The 13602-nt window shown below is 46.7% G+C and carries 16 protein-coding genes; 3 read left to right on the top strand and 13 right to left on the bottom strand.

Annotated elements, in window-relative coordinates; all coding sequences use genetic code 11:
- Positions 1–11 precede the first annotated feature (11 nt).
- Genes FGQ85_RS09570 through FGQ85_RS09545 form a run of 6 tightly spaced genes read right to left on the bottom strand, consistent with a single transcriptional unit; the run spans position 12 to position 4256 of the window.
- The gene (locus FGQ85_RS09570) at positions 12–221 is read right to left on the bottom strand and encodes a response regulator (RefSeq protein ID WP_347563084.1); all 210 of its coding nucleotides are present in this window, start codon (positions 219–221) and stop codon (positions 12–14) included.
- Positions 218–904, bottom strand: a complete 687-nt coding sequence (gene phoU / locus FGQ85_RS09565) for a phosphate signaling complex protein PhoU (protein WP_087167696.1) — start codon at positions 902–904, stop codon at positions 218–220. Before phoU ends, FGQ85_RS09570 begins: the two co-directional genes overlap by 4 nt.
- Before the next feature lie 2 nt (positions 905–906).
- Positions 907–1659 (bottom strand): phosphate ABC transporter ATP-binding protein PstB, encoded by a 753-nt coding sequence (pstB, locus tag FGQ85_RS09560; protein WP_087167697.1) that lies wholly within the window; start codon positions 1657–1659, stop codon positions 907–909.
- A complete protein-coding gene (pstA, locus tag FGQ85_RS09555) occupies positions 1659–2492 on the bottom strand; it encodes a phosphate ABC transporter permease PstA (RefSeq protein ID WP_087167698.1) in 834 nt (277 codons plus the stop codon). The genes pstB and pstA overlap by 1 nt, the downstream gene beginning before the upstream one ends.
- A complete protein-coding gene (gene pstC / locus FGQ85_RS09550) occupies positions 2485–3354 on the bottom strand; it encodes a phosphate ABC transporter permease subunit PstC (RefSeq protein ID WP_087167699.1) in 870 nt (289 codons plus the stop codon). Before pstC ends, pstA begins: the two co-directional genes overlap by 8 nt.
- A 2-nt stretch (positions 3355–3356) precedes the next feature.
- Positions 3357–4256 carry a substrate-binding domain-containing protein gene (locus FGQ85_RS09545; protein WP_138373328.1) on the bottom strand — a complete coding sequence of 300 codons (900 nt, stop codon included), beginning with the start codon at positions 4254–4256 and terminating at the stop codon, positions 3357–3359.
- A gap of 352 nt (positions 4257–4608) precedes the next feature.
- On the opposite strand from FGQ85_RS09545, the gene FGQ85_RS09540 reads away from it, so the two are divergent.
- Complete coding sequence (locus FGQ85_RS09540; RefSeq protein ID WP_138373327.1) at positions 4609–5487, top strand: YitT family protein; 879 nt, start codon at positions 4609–4611, stop codon at positions 5485–5487.
- 64 nt (positions 5488–5551) lie between these two features.
- On the opposite strand, the gene FGQ85_RS09535 is transcribed toward FGQ85_RS09540, so the two are convergent.
- Together FGQ85_RS09535 and ald are read right to left on the bottom strand one after the other, a co-directional pair.
- Complete coding sequence (locus FGQ85_RS09535; RefSeq protein WP_138373326.1) at positions 5552–5938, bottom strand: hypothetical protein; 387 nt, start codon at positions 5936–5938, stop codon at positions 5552–5554.
- 136 nt (positions 5939–6074) lie between these two features.
- The gene (ald, locus tag FGQ85_RS09530; protein WP_087167702.1) at positions 6075–7187 is read right to left on the bottom strand and encodes an alanine dehydrogenase; all 1113 of its coding nucleotides are present in this window, start codon (positions 7185–7187) and stop codon (positions 6075–6077) included.
- A 214-nt stretch (positions 7188–7401) separates the two neighbouring features.
- Between ald and FGQ85_RS09525 the strand changes: the two genes are divergently transcribed.
- On the top strand, positions 7402–8265 hold the full coding sequence (locus tag FGQ85_RS09525) for a MurR/RpiR family transcriptional regulator (RefSeq protein ID WP_087167703.1): 864 nt from the start codon (positions 7402–7404) through the stop codon (positions 8263–8265).
- A 20-nt stretch (positions 8266–8285) separates the two neighbouring features.
- Here the strand turns inward: FGQ85_RS09525 and FGQ85_RS09520 are convergent, their stop codons facing one another.
- The 3 genes from FGQ85_RS09520 to FGQ85_RS09510 all read right to left on the bottom strand — a co-directional run bounded on the left by FGQ85_RS09520 (position 8286) and on the right by FGQ85_RS09510 (position 11760).
- A complete protein-coding gene (locus tag FGQ85_RS09520) occupies positions 8286–10415 on the bottom strand; it encodes a DNA topoisomerase III (RefSeq protein WP_087167704.1) in 2130 nt (709 codons plus the stop codon).
- Positions 10416–10424: 9 nt separating this feature from the next.
- Positions 10425–11120 carry a GTP pyrophosphokinase family protein gene (locus tag FGQ85_RS09515; RefSeq protein WP_118636813.1) on the bottom strand — a complete coding sequence of 232 codons (696 nt, stop codon included), beginning with the start codon at positions 11118–11120 and terminating at the stop codon, positions 10425–10427.
- Positions 11121–11244: 124 nt separating this feature from the next.
- A complete protein-coding gene (locus FGQ85_RS09510) occupies positions 11245–11760 on the bottom strand; it encodes an isochorismatase family cysteine hydrolase (protein ID WP_087167706.1) in 516 nt (171 codons plus the stop codon).
- Between the two features lie 130 nt (positions 11761–11890).
- Here FGQ85_RS09510 and FGQ85_RS09505 point away from each other — a divergent pair, with 130 nt between their 5' ends.
- Positions 11891–12157 (top strand): hypothetical protein, encoded by a 267-nt coding sequence (locus tag FGQ85_RS09505; RefSeq protein WP_087167707.1) that lies wholly within the window; start codon positions 11891–11893, stop codon positions 12155–12157.
- 38 nt (positions 12158–12195) lie between these two features.
- Here the strand turns inward: FGQ85_RS09505 and FGQ85_RS09500 are convergent, their stop codons facing one another.
- Both FGQ85_RS09500 and FGQ85_RS09495 read right to left on the bottom strand, forming a co-directional pair.
- On the bottom strand, positions 12196–12552 hold the full coding sequence (locus FGQ85_RS09500) for a SpoVA/SpoVAEb family sporulation membrane protein (RefSeq protein ID WP_087253435.1): 357 nt from the start codon (positions 12550–12552) through the stop codon (positions 12196–12198).
- 16 nt (positions 12553–12568) lie between these two features.
- A complete protein-coding gene (locus FGQ85_RS09495; RefSeq protein ID WP_330616766.1) occupies positions 12569–13594 on the bottom strand; it encodes a stage V sporulation protein AD in 1026 nt (341 codons plus the stop codon).
- Positions 13595–13602 lie beyond the last annotated feature (8 nt).

The following is a 13602-nucleotide window of genomic DNA, read 5'->3' as shown; positions in this document are numbered from 1 at the left end:
CGCATGTTTATCTAACATATGTTCGATGAACATGCGTTCTTTTTTTGACTGCTCCAAAAACGCAATTTCCTATAAAGTAAAATAAGCTCTGGCAGCCGTTCTGCCAAAGCTTTAAAAAACACTTCGCCGTCTTCAAATCCTTCCGCTTCCATGCCTGTACTTGATAATGTGTATACTACCAGTTCTCTAATATTCCTGTCGTCTTCTACACAAAAAATCATTTCGTTTCTCCTGAATTTCTGTTTTCATGAACTTCTGTGGCAATGCGGTGATTTCCGGTGATGGAAAACTCTACCCATTCTGCAATATTGGTTGCATGGTCTCCGATTCTTTCCAGATATTTTGCAACCATGATGAGATCTACTGCTGCTTCGCCTCCATCGCCGCCTTCTTTGGCAATATAATCGATGATTTCCTGTCTGATCTTGTCAAAAAGTCTGTCTACTTCATCATCCGCGGTCATAACCTTTTTGGCCAGCATCATATTCTGTTCTACGTATGCACGAACACTTTCTCTGACCATTTTAGCCGCTGCCTGTGCCATCACGCCAATGTCTTTATTGTTTTTTTCCACTTTCAAATCTGTGGAAAGCAGAATCTCTGCGATATCGGAAGCCTGATCTCCGATACGTTCCATATCCGTAATCATCTTCAGAGCCGCTGAAATCTGGCGTAGATCCTTCGCCACCGGCTGCTGCTGAAGGAGCAGTCTCAGACAAAGTCTCTCAATGTCTTTTTCCGCCTGGTCGATCTCCTCGTCAGCCTGAATGACTTCTCTTGCCTGCTCTTCTTTTCCTTCCAGAATCGCTTCTGTCGCTTTTGTGATTGCGACCTCGCAGAGCTCGCCCATTGTTGTGAGCTGCTCTTTTAATGAGTCAAGCTGCATATCGAATTTGTTTCTCATATTTAGCCGAACCTCCCTGTGATATAATCTTCTGTTCTCTTATCTGATGGTATAGAGAATAATTTTTCCGTATTATTGTACTCAATCATTTCTCCAAGCAGGAAAAATGCTGTATTATCGGAAATTCGTACTGCCTGCTGCATGTTATGTGTTACCATAACAATAGTATAATCTTTTTTCAGATCTGCTGCAAGGTCTTCAATCTTGGAAGTAGAAATCGGGTCCAGCGCGGAGGTCGGTTCATCCATCAGAAGCACTTCCGGTTCTACTGCCAGCGCTCTTGCGATACAAAGTCTCTGCTGCTGTCCTCCGGACATGCCAAGGGCGCTTTTTTTCAGTCTGTCTTTTACTTCATCCCAGATTGCCGCGTTTCTTAAAGAACGCTCTACAATCTCATCGAGTTTTGCTTTGGAACGGATTCCGTGTGTACGCGGTCCGTAAGCCACATTGTCATAGATGCTCATCGGGAACGGGTTCGGTTTCTGGAATACCATTCCGACACGCTTCCGAAGTGTGTTGACATCCATTGATTTTGCGTAAATATCCTGTCCGTCCAGAAGGATTTTACCATCAATCCGGCATCCTTCTACCAGGTCGTTCATTCTGTTCAAGGACTTCAGAAGTGTGGATTTTCCACATCCACTAGGTCCGATGAACGCTGTAATCTTATTCGGCTCAATTTCCAGGTTGACGTTTTTCAGCGCCTGGAAAGAACCGTAAAACAAGTCCATATCTTTAATATCTATTTTACCCATTACCGTGTCCCCTTTGTAAGTTTTCTGGCCGCAAATGCAGATAATGCATTCATTGCTACTACCACTACCAATAAGATAACTGCCGTCGCGTATGCCTGATCCATGTAAAGACCTTCACTTGACAGGTTGTACATGTGAACAGCCAGCGTACGTCCGGAAGACATCGGTGTTGCCGCAATATCCGGTACCGTTCCTGCCGTGTACATGAGCGCCGCAGTTTCTCCCATAATTCTTCCGATTGCCAGGATCACTCCTGCCATGATTCCCGGAACTGCTGCCGGAAGTACAATTCTGAAAATTGTACGGAGCTTTCCCGCTCCAAGTCCAAAGCTTCCTTCCCTGTATGTATCAGGTACTGCTTTTAATGCTTCCTCTGTCGTTCTCATAATCAGAGGCAGGATCATGATGGACATGGTGAACGCACCTGCCAGAATGGAATATCCCCATCCGAGAGCCGTAACGAAAAACAGCATACCGAAAAGTCCGTATACGATGGATGGAATTCCCTGTAATGTCTCGGTTGTCAGACGGATGATTCCGACAAACCTGTTTCCTTTTTTCGCATATTCCACCAGGAAAATCGCGGAAAAGATTCCAAACGGAATCGCGATCACCAGTGACAGCAACGTCATGATGACAGTATTGATCAGGGCCGGCATCAAAGATGCATTTTCCGTATTATATTCCAGTGAAAACAGTGACGGCTTCAGATTCGGAACTCCGTTGATCAGAATATACGCAAGGAGGAACAAAAGTACTGCAAATGTGACCGCGGCTGCTGCATAAATCAGTACCCGCAATATGATACTTTCTATTTTTCTGCCTTTAGTCATTTTCGCTCCTCCTGTTCAATAATGATACACATGCGTTAATGATGAGAATGAATACAAACAGCACAACTGCTGTCGCAATCAGTGCTTCTCTGTGAAGATCTGCTGCATATCCCATCTCCATTACGATGTTTGTTGTCATTGTACGCACACCTTCCAGAATACCCTGCGGCATTCTCGGCTGGTTTCCTGCTACCATGATAACCGCCATCGTCTCACCGATCGCACGTCCGATACCGAGGACAATACCGGCGATCACACCGGATTTGGCAGCCGGGATTACGATACGGAAGATCGTTCTCTCCTTTGTTGCTCCAAGCGCGAGAGATCCCTCATAATACTGATCCGGCACACTTCTCATCGCGGATTCTGTAACCCCGATGATGGTCGGCAGAATCATAATTCCAAGAATAATGGATGCTGTCAGCATCGTCTGTCCGTTTCCGCCTATTCCCTGTGCTGCAGTATAATTTCTGATCATCGGTACGATCACAACCAGACCAAAGAAACCGTATACAACAGACGGAATTCCTGCCAGAAGCTCTGTCGCTGATTTTAAAAACGGATAAATCTTTTTCGGACAGTAATGTGCCATAAATACGGATGTAAAAATACCAATCGGCACACCAATCACGATGGCTCCCGCTGTTACATAAATACTTCCCATGATCATCGGAAGAATGCCGTAAATATTATTGCTCGGTCTCCACTCTTCCCCAAGCAGGAAATCAAAGATTCCGATCTCTGACATGGCCGGGATACCATTTGCGAACAAGAAAATACAAATCAGTGCTACCGCTAAAACGGAAGCACAGGCAGCAAGGAAGAATACTCCCTGCATGCCTTTTTCCTTCCAATCTTTCATAATTACTCTGTTACCTCATCCCAAGAAGTGATTTCACCTGTGAAAATCTGTTTTACCTGATCTGTTGTAAGCTCATCTACGCTGTTGTCGTTGCTTACGATGACTGCGATACCATCTGTTGCGATAACTGTTGCTGTTACACCCTGAGATGTTTCAGAATCTTTCAGTTCACGGGATGCCATACCGATATCGCTGATTCCTTCTACCGCATTGGATACACCTGTTGTAGAGTCACTTGTCTGAAGTTCAACTTTAACATCTGCATTCAGTTCCTGATATGCTTCAGAAAGTTTTTCCATTACCGGAGATACGGAAGAAGATCCGGATACTGTAACTGTTCCGCTTAATCCGGAAGCTGTGTACTCTGTCGTTGTATCTACCGGAATATATCCTTCATCAGCAACCACTTCCTGTCCCTGTGTACTCATGATGAAGTTGATGAAATCCTGTGCCACATCACTGAGACCGTCTTTTGTTACAATGTTGAACGGACGGGATACTTTGTAAGTACCATTTTCAATGTTTTCTGCTGTAGCTTCTGCTCCGTCGATCTTCACTGCTTTTACATCATCGCTCAGAGATCCAAGAGAAACATAGCCGATTGCGTTTGGATCCTGTGCTACTGTAGAAAGCATTACAGATGTATTGTTTGTTACTGTTGCATCTGTTGTTGTATTGTCAACTTTCTCTCCGTCTACTTCTTCTTCTACACCGAAGAGTTCTACAAAGGCTCCTCTTGTTCCGGAACCGTCCTCACGGGAAATAACGTTGATACTTCCGCCTGAAGAAGATCCGCCGTCTCCGCCGTCGCTGCTTCCTCCGTCATTGCTGCTTCCGCATGCTGCAAGAGACATCATCATAACTGCTGCTCCAATAATTGCTGTAACTTTTCTGAATTTCATATTTTTTCTCTCCCTGATTTCATATTTTACATTTTTTCTTGTTTCCTTGTCGACAGTGCCTATCATAAAGCACGAATGTTAAATCTGTTAAAAATAAATGGTTAAATCTATGTAAAATATCTTCCCTCTTTCTTGATTTTTCATTCCAGAAACGGAAAATTAGTTTTTTATATGAAGAAATTGTAAAATCATTTTTCTTCCATCCGAGAATTTTACATGAATTTTATTGTTATATTTCAAACAATACTTGCCACTCCGATTACAGAATGATAGAATGAGTGCAAAATGTACTGAACCATTTCTTTATTATAGAAGGAATGTGGATTTTATATCAGTAGGAAGGGGAAAAGAAATGTCAGTAAAATCAGATCAGAAAAAACAGATCACAGGCCTGCTTTACTCCGTATGCGGCGGGGTGCTTTTCGCAGCCGGTGTCAATCTGTTTATTACACCGCTTGACTTGTACAACGGCGGTTTCATGGGAATTGCTCAGTTGATTCGTACCTTTTTAACTTCGGCTCTGCATCTTTCTTTCGGCCAGACCGATATCGCAGGTATCATTTATTTTATCGTAAACCTGCCTCTTCTGTATCTGGCGTGGAGCAAAATGGGACGCGGATTCTTTTTCCGTACCGTTGTCACCGTCATTGTAGAAACCGCAGCCCTTACTTTTATCCCGGTTCCGGAACGCTCTCTCATCGATGACCGTCTGACTTCCTGTGTCATCGGAGGTCTGGTGGCCGGATTTGGAACCGGGCTGGTACTGCGCGGCGGCAGTTCCGGCGGCGGCCAGGACATCCTTGGCCTTTATTTTACAAAGAAGTTTCGCAATTTCAGTGTCGGCAAGATGGCAACTATTATCAATGTCTTTGTGTACGGGATCTGTCTTCTGATGTTCAATCTGGAAACCGTGATCTATTCCCTGATCTACGGAGTCATTTCTTCCGTAGCATGTGACCGGATCCATATCCAGAACATCAATATGAGCGTCATGATCTTCACGAAAAAGCTTGGGATTTCCAAGGCGATCATGGAAGAGACGGGCCGCGGCGTCACCAACTGGGAGGGGGCCGGTGCCTACACGAACGAAACATCCTATATTCTCTTCGTCATGATTTCCAAGTACGAAGTGAACCAGATCCGCCGGATTGTCCATAGCATTGACCCGAACGCCTTTATGATCTTTACCGAAGGCTGCTCGGTGGAAGGAAACTTCGAAAAACGGTTATAAAAGGACACAAAAAACGAGCTCCGAAAAATTATTAACATTTTTCAGAGCTCTTTTTCTTTCTATCTTACGCCGGACATTCCTCCGCAAACAGCTTTTCTATTTCGTGATGAAGCCAGGATCTTTTCTGAATCTCTATGCCGCCGATCTCAATGGATCCGTCGCTTCTCTGTACCGCTTTCCCGACTTCAGGAATCCAGCATGAGAGCACTCCTGTCCTTTCAATTCGGACTCTTCTTTTTCGTCCTTTTGTATCCAGGGCTTCCTGAACCAGTTCTTTAATCTGCTCTTTATTATAGTAGGAATCGTTCACGATAACGCCGTCCCCTGTCACAATAATCATATCTATTTCATCCTGATCACGCCCGTTCGGATCCTGATAAAGGTGTCTGTGCAGTTTATCCAGTAATGCTCCAATCCCAAAACCGGCCTTCGTTCCCAGAGTTCTTTTCATAAATATCCCTCCTTCGTTCTGGTATGAGGTAATTTTAGCACTGTCCTCATATCTCTTCAACGAAAGATATTCTTTAGAAACTGAAGATATTCTGAAGGTCCGAAAGCCGGCATTCATTCTTTTTTAATATTTCCTTTTACAGAAGACTTTGCAGATCAGTATATTCCATCTGGAAGCTTTCTGCCACATTTTTACAGGTCAGTTTTCCATCATAGGTATTGACGCCGGAGATCATGACAGGATTCTTCCTGCACGCTTCTTCCAGTCCGTGCTCCGCAATGGCAAGTCCATAGCGCAGTGTTGCATTGGTCAGAGCGATGGTAGATGTTCTCGGTACCGCTCCCGGCATATTTCCGACACAGTAATGGATGATTCCGTCCACTTCATAGATCGGATCGTCATGGTATGTAACCTTCGTCGTTTCGCAGCATCCGCCCTGGTCTACCGCAACGTCCACAATCACGCTGCCCGGCTTCATCTCTTTTAAGTAGGCTTTCTTCATCAGCTTCGGCGCCGCTTTTCCCGGGATCAGTACGCTTCCGATCACGAGATCCGCTTCCTTGACTGCATTTTCAATATTGGTGTCCGTGCTTACCAGTGTCTGGATCCTTGCGCCGAAAATATCATCCAGGTACGCAAGTCTTGGAAGGCTGATATCAAGAATCGTCACATTGGCGCCCATTCCGACCGCAATCTTGCAGGCGTTGGTTCCCACGGATCCGCCTCCGATAATGACGATATTGGCCTTTGGTGTTCCAGGAACACCGGATAAAAGAACTCCGGATCCTCCGAATGTCTTTTCCAGGTACTTTGCTCCCTCCTGGATGCTGAGTCTTCCGGCAATCTGGCTCATCGGCGCCAGAAGCGGAATACTTCCGTCCCGTTCGATCAGGGTCTCATAGGCAAATCCTTTCATGCCGGATGCAAGCATCGCATCAGTCAGTGGTTTGTCTGCCGCCAGATGGAGATAGGTGAATAAAACGAGATCTTTTCTGAAATAGCCGTACTCTTCCGGAAGAGGCTCTTTGACCTTAACCATCATATCCACGCCGTCCCATACTTCTTTTGCTGTATCTACAAGCTTTGCTCCGGCTTTTTCATATTCCGCATCCGTAAAACCGGATCCAAGTCCTGCTCCTTTTTCAATCCATACTTCATGTCCTGCGTTTACATAGCTTTTTGCATTGTCCGGAATAAGTCCTACACGGTACTCTCTGTTCTTGATTTCCTTCACACATCCGATTTTCATCGTTTGCCCTCCTTCATTTCATTTTGTAGAATCGCCTAATTTTTCGATTCTCTTTGTATCGTTTTCTACATTTCTCTAAATTCATGATACAACATCGGAATTGCATTTGCAATAATTGTTAATTTTTAAATTATTGCATATTTCTGCCTCAGGCTTGCCTTTTGCAGATATTTGTGATTAAATCAAGCTATATCAAACAGAAAAGAGGATCTCTATGAAAGCAATCCAGAATTTCATTCAAAACCAAAAATTAACGCGGGTGCAGTCGGCCCTTGCATCATTCGTATTAGACCATGCAGTAGAGGTCTGTTTTATGAGTTCCACCAAGCTGGCGGAAAAACTTGGCATCAGTGAGCCTTCTGTGATCCGGTTCTGCCGGGCTCTTGGCTTTTCCGGCTACACCGATTTTCAAAACGCGCTGCGGAAAGAATACCACGGTGATCTCTTCCGGATCTCGGACCGGCTCCCTGTCCCTTCCGACCGTGCCGCCGCCCTTTCCCGGCTTGATCTTCCGTCCGATATTCTTGCAAATGAATATCAGAATACATTAGGCAATCTGGAGCAGGCCCTTGCCTCCAACCGTCCGGAGACGCTGGATGCAGCTGCGGATCTGATTCTTGCTTCCGGCCGGAAATACATTGTTGCTTCCCGCGGGAATGCCTGTCTTGGCGTCTATCTGAATCTGTATCTTCACCACATGACCGATCACGTCATCCATACCGCCTCCGCATCGGTCAGTCCTTTTGACCTGATGGCGGACATTTCGTCCGACGACTGCGTGATCGTTTTCAGTTTCCCGCGCTACTCCTCCATAGACGAACTGGCCCTGAAACTTGCTAAATCCGCAGGCGCAAAAGTGATTCTCTTTACCGACAAGCCAAGCGCCCTGTTAAGTGAATATGCCGACATTCTGTTTACCATTCCGGTCAACAGCACTTCTTTCTTTAATTCTCTAAGTGCCGCCCAGTTTCTGACAGAGGTGCTTTTAAATACCATCAGCAGGAAATGCAAAGGCCGATCCATCGAGCGCAAGCTCAAAAAGATCGACCTCTATCTGGACGAGTTCGGTACTTACTGAAACGTCCGTTCCTGTTCGGTTTATTCTATCTTCATCTTTGCCAGAGCTTCCGCAAACGCGTTGTTCAGCGGCTGCTCTGCTTCTTTTTGCTGCTGTTTCATGTAACGTCTGACATCCTGTCTGCTGACATCTTTTCCTTCCCGCTTTCTTCTTGCCTCAAAGGCCGCCATCTTTTCTTTATGGCCGCAGGCACAGACAAAAGTCTGGTCCTCTCCTTTTCCGACAAGCTCCATCCGTTTATGGCAGACCGGACATCTGGCATTGGTTGTCCGCGAAACCGTCTCACGATATCCGCACTCCCTGTCCTGGCAGACGAGCAGTTTACTGTTCTTTCCATTGACTGCCAGCATCCGTTTTCCGCACCGCGGACATTTCCGGTTTGTCAGATTGTCATGCCGGAAGGTCGCTTCGCTTGTACGGATGTCCTGCATCACATTGTTGGTATACTGCTCAATCTCTTTCATGAACGTCTTCTCTTTTTGCCTGCCGTCCGAAATTTTCTGCAGTTCCTTCTCCCATCTGGCTGTCAGCTCCGGCTTTTTCAGATCTGACGGAACAAGTTCCAGAAGCTGACGGCCCTTGGAGGTAATCAGAAGATCGTTCCCTTTTTTCTCCATATAAAAAGTATTGAACAGCTTTTCAATGATATCCGCCCTTGTGGCAACGGTTCCAAGCCCGCCTTTTTCCATGGAGGTAAGAAGAGTTGCCTCGGTATAGTGTGCCGGAGGTTTTGTCTTTCCTTCCGTCACTTCCAGCTTTTTGACAGGCAGGCTCTGCCCTTTCTTCAGTTCCGGCAGAATCTGATTTTTCAGACTGTCATCTTCGTCTTCTTCTTCGATATCACTGTCATATACGGCTCTCCATCCGGCTTCCCGGATCGTCTCGCCTTTTGCCGCAAAGTGTTCTCCTTTGACCGATGCCTTGACGCTGATCTGCTCAAATTCAGCCGGCGGATAGAGCACCGCCAGAAATCTGCGTACGACAAGATCATAGATCTTACGCTCCTCCGAAGTCATATGAGTCAGATCCACGTACTGTTCTGTCGGGATAATCGCGTGATGGTCACTGACTTTGCTGTCATCCACAAACCGCTTGTCCGCTGTAAACTGCTTTCCATGAAGAGCACGTGCCAGCGCCCGGTACGGCCCGGTCTGGCATGCCTCGATCCGTTCTTTTAAGGTCGGTACGATGTCTGAACTCAGATATCTGGAGTCTGTCCGCGGATAGGTCAGCACTTTGTGATGTTCATATAATCTCTGCATAATATTGAGAGTCTCTTTGGCAGAATATCCGAAACGACGGTTCGCCTCTCTTTGAAGCTCCGTCAGATCATAAAGTCCCGGTGCATACGTCTTTCTGGATTTTTTCTCCACGCTGTCCAGCACCAGCCGTTCTCCCCGGATCTCTTCGGAAATCCGACGGATCCGCTCCGGATCAAAGGATCTCGTACTGCCGGACTTTCCATCCTGCCAGGTAAAGCAGATCCCGTCCGCATAAACTTTCAGTCCATAATACGGCTTCGGCCGGAAAGAACGAATCTCATCCTCCCTGTTTGCGATCAGCGCAAGGGTCGGTGTCTGCACCCGCCCGCAGGTCAGCTTTGCGTTATATTTGCATGTCAGCGCCCGGGTCGCATTGATTCCTACAAGCCAGTCCGCCTTTGCGCGGGACCGGGCAGCATCATAGAGATTCTGATAGTCTCTTCCGTCACGGAGACGTCCAAATCCTTCCCGGATGGCCCGGTCCGTCACGGAGGAAATCCAGAGCCGCTTCACCGGTTTCTGATTTCCTGCCTTTTCAAGAATCCATCTTGCCACCAGCTCTCCTTCCCTTCCTGCGTCCGTGGCAATAATGATCTCTCCGACATCCTTTCTGTGTATCTGGCTCTTTACCGCATTGTACTGCTTTGCTGTCTGGCGGATCACGGAAAGCTTCCATGTCTTCGGCATCATCGGAAGCACATCCATCTTCCACTCTTTCCATTCCGGCTTATATTCTTCCGGATCAGCAAGTGTCACAAGATGGCCAAGCCCCCAGGTGACAATATACCGTTCTCCCTCGATGGTTCCCTGTCCGTTTTTCTTACATTTCAGCACCCTGGCAATGTCTCTTGCCACAGATGGCTTTTCTGCGATTACTAATGATTTCATAGTGTTCCTCTATTCATTCAAAATCGGATTCCCGTCCCGATCCGTTAAAAGTTCAAGCTGCCTGCTTTCCTCTTCCGCCTGCTCGAGACATTTCAGAATCGCTTCATTCAGCGAGAGCATTTTATCGTCCAGTTCTGATACCATTTTTGCACATTCTTTCAGCTCTCTGCTGATATACTCCGGCGCATTTCCTTCAAACTTATAGTAAATCTTGTGCTCCAGACTGGCCCAGAAGTCCATGGCAATCGTCCGGATCTGGATCTCTACCTTCGTGTCTACCACACTGTCCGTCAGGAAAATCGGAACCGAGATCAGCATATGATAACTTTTGTATCCGCTTTCCTTCGGATGCTTGATATAATCCTTGATGGAAAGCACTTTCAGATCACTCTGATTGCCGATCATCTCAGCCAGACGATAGATGTCCGAAGTGAACGAGCAGATCAGTCTGACTCCTGCAATGTCATTGATATACTTTACCATATTTTCAATGGAACTTTCATGTCCCTGTCTCTTCAGCTTCTTGACGATGCTCTCCGGTGTCTTGATTCTCTTTTTGATATGTTCAATCGGATTGTACCGATGTACATGCTGGAACTCATCATTTAAAATTTCCAGCTTTGTGCCTACTTCTTTTAATGCCGCGTTATATAGAAACATCACGGTTTTCCAGCTGTCTACATCTTCATAGTTTTTTACATTCATCCTTTTCCACCTTTCACGAAAAAGACTGCATTTTTATGCTTACCGCATTTACGCGCCATTTTATAGTATAACATATTTTTATATGTTTGTCATTTATTTCACATTTTCTATATTATTTTCTCTACTATATTAAAATCTGGCACATCTTCATTGTGCATAATGCCGATTCATGGCTTTCGGGTGTAACACCTGCGCAGCAGGCCGGATCAACCCGGACCGGCAGCTCCGGCACATACGCTTTTGCCAGGAGGGCATTGGACACAACACAGATATCTGTGCAAAGACCGATCATCTCCACGGCATCAAATCCACCGTCCCGGATATACTCTGCAAGCGGAACGCTTCCGAATGTCGTCTTGTCAAAGACACTGCGGCCTTCCGAATACGGACGGATCTCCGGAATCAGCTCCCATCCTTTGTTTCCTTTGATACAGTGTTCCACCGGCAGGAGACGTCCCTCCTGAGTTTCCGGATACTGCTCTGTATGTGTATCTCTTGTAAAGACAATCTCCTGCCCTTTCTTTACATATTCCTCAATCTTGTTTTTGACATTGTCCACAATCCCGCAGGCCTCTTTCGTCCCAAGGCTTCCCGTCACAAAGTCATTCTGCATATCAATCACGACCAGAAGTTCTTTCATTTTCTTCCTCCTCCCTGCATGTTTTCTGTATTGTAACACGATTTCCAAAGTGCGTAAAGGAACCCTGGACAGACTTTACATTTCTTTAATAGAATGGTATGATGATCAAACAGAGAAAGGAGTTTTCAGGATGTTTCGATTGTGGGCAAAGACATGGAAGAACAACCGCATGCTGTCAGATACGGTGATCTGTGACGACTCATCCGACACAAGAACACATAAAGTATTCCGGGCTTTGGAAGAGATCTGTTATCAGTTTGATTTAAGCCAGCCGATCTGGCTTGACAGCAATATCAATGAGTTCCGGCGTCATGCCAAAGCGCGGTTTTACCAGGACAGTTTTATTGACAGTATTGACTTTGACTTTCTGGAAATCCAGGTCATCGAAGAAGATTAAGAGCGGCTGCATTATGTAAAACGGAGGGCTTCCCTCCGTTATTTTTTCATTTTCGGTTCAAAAATCCAGGATGCAAGATATCCGAAGACCAGTGCCGCCGAGATTCCTGCCGCGCTTGCGGTAAATCCTCCTTCAAAGATCCCGATGAATCCGTCTTTCAGGACGGCCTCTTTGACTCCCTGGAACAGAGTGTTTCCAAATCCAAGAAGCGGAACGCTTGCCCCGCAGCCGACCATTTCGATCAGGGGATCATATACGCCCAGAAATCCCAGCACAGTTCCGGATGTTACAAGAAGCACCATGACTCTTCCCGGCATCAGTTTTGTCCTGTCCAGAAGGATCTGTACAAGCGCGCAGATCAGGCCTCCTGCCCAGAACGCGTTAAAATATTCCATCGTTTCTCCTCCTTTGTCAACATGCACGTTCCAGCACAATGCCATGGGCAATGCCCGGAATGCTCTCGCCTTCATTGAAGCTGACCGTTGACATCAATGCACCGGTCGGGACAAAGAGTACTTTCTTCCACTCACCTTTTATGATTTTCGGAAGAACATAAGATCCCAGTGTCACTGCCGCGCACCCACAGCCGCTGCCTCCGGCATGGGTATCCTGTGTCTTCTGATCGAAAATTTTCATCCCGCAGTCCATGTGTCTTTCCTCAATGTCCACTCCGTTTTTCTTCAGAAGTTCCAACAGGATCGTGCTTCCAATATATCCGAGATCTCCGGTGACGATCTGATCATACTCTTCCATCTCCCTGCCAAAATCTTTTCTGTTTGCCAGAATGGTGTCACATGCTGCCGGAGCCATGCATCCTCCCATATTCTGGGAATCTTTCAGCCCGTAGTCTACGATTTTCCCAACTGTCACTCCGGATATCCGCACCTTCGATTTTTCCTTTCCGATGACAAAGGCTCCGCTTCCGGTTACCGTCCACTGTGCCGAGAGGGGCCTCTGGGAAGCGTATCCAAGCGGAAACCGGAATTCCTTTTCCGCGCTTCCAAAGTGGCTGGATGTGACCGCAAGAACGTAGTCCGCATATCCGGCTGCCACGCTCATCGCCCCAAGGGCAATGGCCTCCCCTGATGTGGAACATGCTCCAAACAGTCCGAATAAAGGAATCTGGAGGCTTTCAATTCCAAGGGAGGTGGCCGTTCCCTGCCTTAACAGGTCGCCGCCGAACAGAAAGCGGATCTTCTCCTGCGGAATCTGCGCCTTTTGTATGGCACGCAGGCAGGCCCGTTTCTGCATTTCGCTTTCTGCCTCCTCCCATGTTTCTTTCCCGAAAAGATTTTCCTTGTCTTCTCCATGCTCGTCGAACAGTTTTCCAAGCGGCCCCTGGCTTTCTTTCTGCCCGACAATCGTTCCCGCGCTCAGCAGGAAGGGCGCCTCTGCAAATCCAAGACTCTGCGCTCCTTTTGCCATTCCGCTTTTCATCTGCAATC

It is taken from the genome of Pseudoflavonifractor sp. BSD2780061688st1 E11 (assembly GCF_005844125.1).
Lineage (GTDB): Bacteria > Bacillota > Clostridia > Lachnospirales > Lachnospiraceae > Sellimonas > Sellimonas catena.
This window is presented reverse-complemented; position numbering and strand designations above follow the sequence as displayed.

Bases quoted from the DNA above. Each gene is read 5' to 3' on its own strand.
- FGQ85_RS09570 (WP_347563084.1), bottom strand. From the start codon at position 221: ATGATTTTTTGTGTAGAAGACGACAGGAATATTAGAGAACTGGTAGTA.
- phoU (WP_087167696.1), bottom strand. From the start codon at position 904: ATGAGAAACAAATTCGATATGCAGCTTGACTCATTAAAAGAGCAGCTC.
- pstB (WP_087167697.1), bottom strand. From the start codon at position 1,659: ATGGGTAAAATAGATATTAAAGATATGGACTTGTTTTACGGTTCTTTC.
- pstA (WP_087167698.1), bottom strand. From the start codon at position 2,492: ATGACTAAAGGCAGAAAAATAGAAAGTATCATATTGCGGGTACTGATT.
- pstC (WP_087167699.1), bottom strand. From the start codon at position 3,354: ATGAAAGATTGGAAGGAAAAAGGCATGCAGGGAGTATTCTTCCTTGCT.
- FGQ85_RS09545 (WP_138373328.1), bottom strand. From the start codon at position 4,256: ATGAAATTCAGAAAAGTTACAGCAATTATTGGAGCAGCAGTTATGATG.
- FGQ85_RS09540 (WP_138373327.1), top strand. From the start codon at position 4,609: ATGTCAGTAAAATCAGATCAGAAAAAACAGATCACAGGCCTGCTTTAC.
- FGQ85_RS09535 (WP_138373326.1), bottom strand. From the start codon at position 5,938: ATGAAAAGAACTCTGGGAACGAAGGCCGGTTTTGGGATTGGAGCATTA.
- ald (WP_087167702.1), bottom strand. From the start codon at position 7,187: ATGAAAATCGGATGTGTGAAGGAAATCAAGAACAGAGAGTACCGTGTA.
- FGQ85_RS09525 (WP_087167703.1), top strand. From the start codon at position 7,402: ATGAAAGCAATCCAGAATTTCATTCAAAACCAAAAATTAACGCGGGTG.
- FGQ85_RS09520 (WP_087167704.1), bottom strand. From the start codon at position 10,415: ATGAAATCATTAGTAATCGCAGAAAAGCCATCTGTGGCAAGAGACATT.
- FGQ85_RS09515 (WP_118636813.1), bottom strand. From the start codon at position 11,120: ATGAATGTAAAAAACTATGAAGATGTAGACAGCTGGAAAACCGTGATG.
- FGQ85_RS09510 (WP_087167706.1), bottom strand. From the start codon at position 11,760: ATGAAAGAACTTCTGGTCGTGATTGATATGCAGAATGACTTTGTGACG.
- FGQ85_RS09505 (WP_087167707.1), top strand. From the start codon at position 11,891: ATGTTTCGATTGTGGGCAAAGACATGGAAGAACAACCGCATGCTGTCA.
- FGQ85_RS09500 (WP_087253435.1), bottom strand. From the start codon at position 12,552: ATGGAATATTTTAACGCGTTCTGGGCAGGAGGCCTGATCTGCGCGCTT.
- FGQ85_RS09495 (WP_330616766.1), bottom strand. From the start codon at position 13,594: ATGAAAAGCGGAATGGCAAAAGGAGCGCAGAGTCTTGGATTTGCAGAG.